General features: G+C 53.0%; 1 protein-coding gene and 1 pseudogene. Both read right to left on the bottom strand.

Going from position 1 to position 1,927, the window contains the following annotated elements; all coding sequences use genetic code 11:
- The coding region (locus B2W96_RS06720) for a cache domain-containing protein (RefSeq protein ID WP_293009516.1) at positions 1-1,040 on the bottom strand (1,040 nt) is incomplete at its 3' end.
- A gap of 138 nt (positions 1,041-1,178) precedes the next feature.
- Positions 1,179-1,927 (bottom strand): annotated as a pseudogene (locus B2W96_RS06715) (NADH-dependent alcohol dehydrogenase); the annotation flags it as partial.

Here is a 1,927-nt window from a genome sequence, read left to right as displayed (position 1 = left end):
TCCAGCCGCCGACTCAGCTTTCGAATGGGAATTTGAATGGCGTCCGTAAATCTGACGACCAGAATCAGCCCTATGCCATAGGTCAGAGCGGCCAGCAGCAATATCAGAATCCAAACGTTAAAAATAGCGCTGAAAATCTCCTTCTGGGGGACCATTGCGATCACCTTCCAGCCGGTTGACGGCGATGTGTATACATTGGTCAGGTATTGTTCTCCCTGAAACGACGTCCTCTTCGCCCCGTCGCTCACTTCCTCAATGCTCCCCATTCCCGCAATTTCCAGCTCCTCGATGCTTCTCATGTTGAAGCTGGTGTCGGCGGCATGAGAAATGATGGTTCCGTTCTGATGAAGAAGAATCAGATATCCGTTTTTGCCGATTCTGATTTGATTCAGCATTTCTGTCATAGAGTCAAGGCTGACGTCCATTCCGCCGACGCCGAGAAGCCGATCTCCGTCATAAATGGCTTTTGCAACCTCAAGCAAAACGCTCCCATCGTACTCATAAGGCTCTAAAACAAATTCACCCTTGCCCTTAACCGCCTCCAGATAAAACGGCCGCGTTGTCGGATCGTAGTGGGCTGCCAGCGTCGTCTCCCCCGGGGTCTGAATGAATTCTTTGCTTTCCAGCCCGAGATATACCCATTCAATATAGGGGTGCGCGAGCCGAAAGGAATCATATGTCTCAAATATCTCCTGCTCGATGCCCCCGGCCATGGCAGAGCGAACAACCCTGTCGTCTGCTTCTCCCCGATCAGCATAGCTTGTGAGCTGCCCGGCGGCTGATTTCAGCAAACTTGCAGGGGCCAAATAGTTTACATTGTACTGGACCTCCGCAAGAAATGTCTTCATATTCTCATCTGCCAGTTTTAGCTGCTGACCACTGGACTCTATATACTGCGCTCGAATTTGGTTTGGCAGCACATACAGTGCCATTGCCAAAAACGGAATTGCGATGACAACTGTAAAAATAATAATCAGCTTTCGCTTTAAACTGGTATAACGCGTTTTTTCGGCGCTTTTTCCCGTTTTCTCTCTTTTCATCCCGCTTCAGCCTTCCTTGATTTTGTTTTTATCCAGCGAACAAAACCAGCCGTACCTGCTCAAGTCCCGGAATGCCCGCGTCCCCGAAAGGAAAACCTTCGGGGACGCGTTCCGTCGTATACTGTCCGGGTCTTCCCGTTACATTGCCATACGATAAATTTCCGCGGCAATCTCCCGGGTAAGCTTCACAAAGTTTCCGTGGTTGGGCGCACCGTGGAACATATTTTCCACCATGGTGGGGATGTCCTCGGGCTTGCCACCCAGTTCGCCGATGGTGGCAGGCATGCCGATGTCCCTCATAAAGTTCCGGAACGCCTTGATTCCCTCCATTGCCGTCACAGCGGGGTCCTCCAGATTTAGCTGGCAGCCCCATACGCGAGTGGCAAACAGGACAAACCGGTCGGTCCCCTGCGTCTTCATGGCATATTCCATCCAATAGGGGAACAGCAGCGCCAGACCGGCACCGTGGGAGCAGCCGTACAGAATGCCAAGCTCGTTGTCCATATGATGGGTGCCCCAGTCCTGAGCGCGCCCCACGCCGGTGGAGTTATTCTGCGCAATCATGGCGGCCCACATGATATTGGCCCGGGCCTCGTAGTCGTTGGGATCAGCCATCACGCGCCTGCCCTCTTTAATCATGGTCAGCATCACAGCCTCCAGCAGACGATCGGTCAGCTCCACATCCTTGCTGTGGGTGAAGTAGCGCTCCATGCAGTGAGCCATAATGTCGGCAATGCCGCTGGCAGTCTGATAGGGTGGCAGGGACACCATCAGCTCGGGGTTCATGATGGCAAACAGGGGACGCAAAATATCGCCGTCAGCGCAGCGCTTATACTGCTTTCCATCTTCAGTTACCAAGGTGATCACAGAATCCGTGGAGCCCTCGG

It is taken from the genome of Oscillibacter sp. UBA6647 (genome assembly GCA_002455655.1).
In the GTDB taxonomy this organism is placed as follows: domain Bacteria; phylum Bacillota; class Clostridia; order Oscillospirales; family Oscillospiraceae; genus Oscillibacter.
This window is presented reverse-complemented; position numbering and strand designations above follow the sequence as displayed.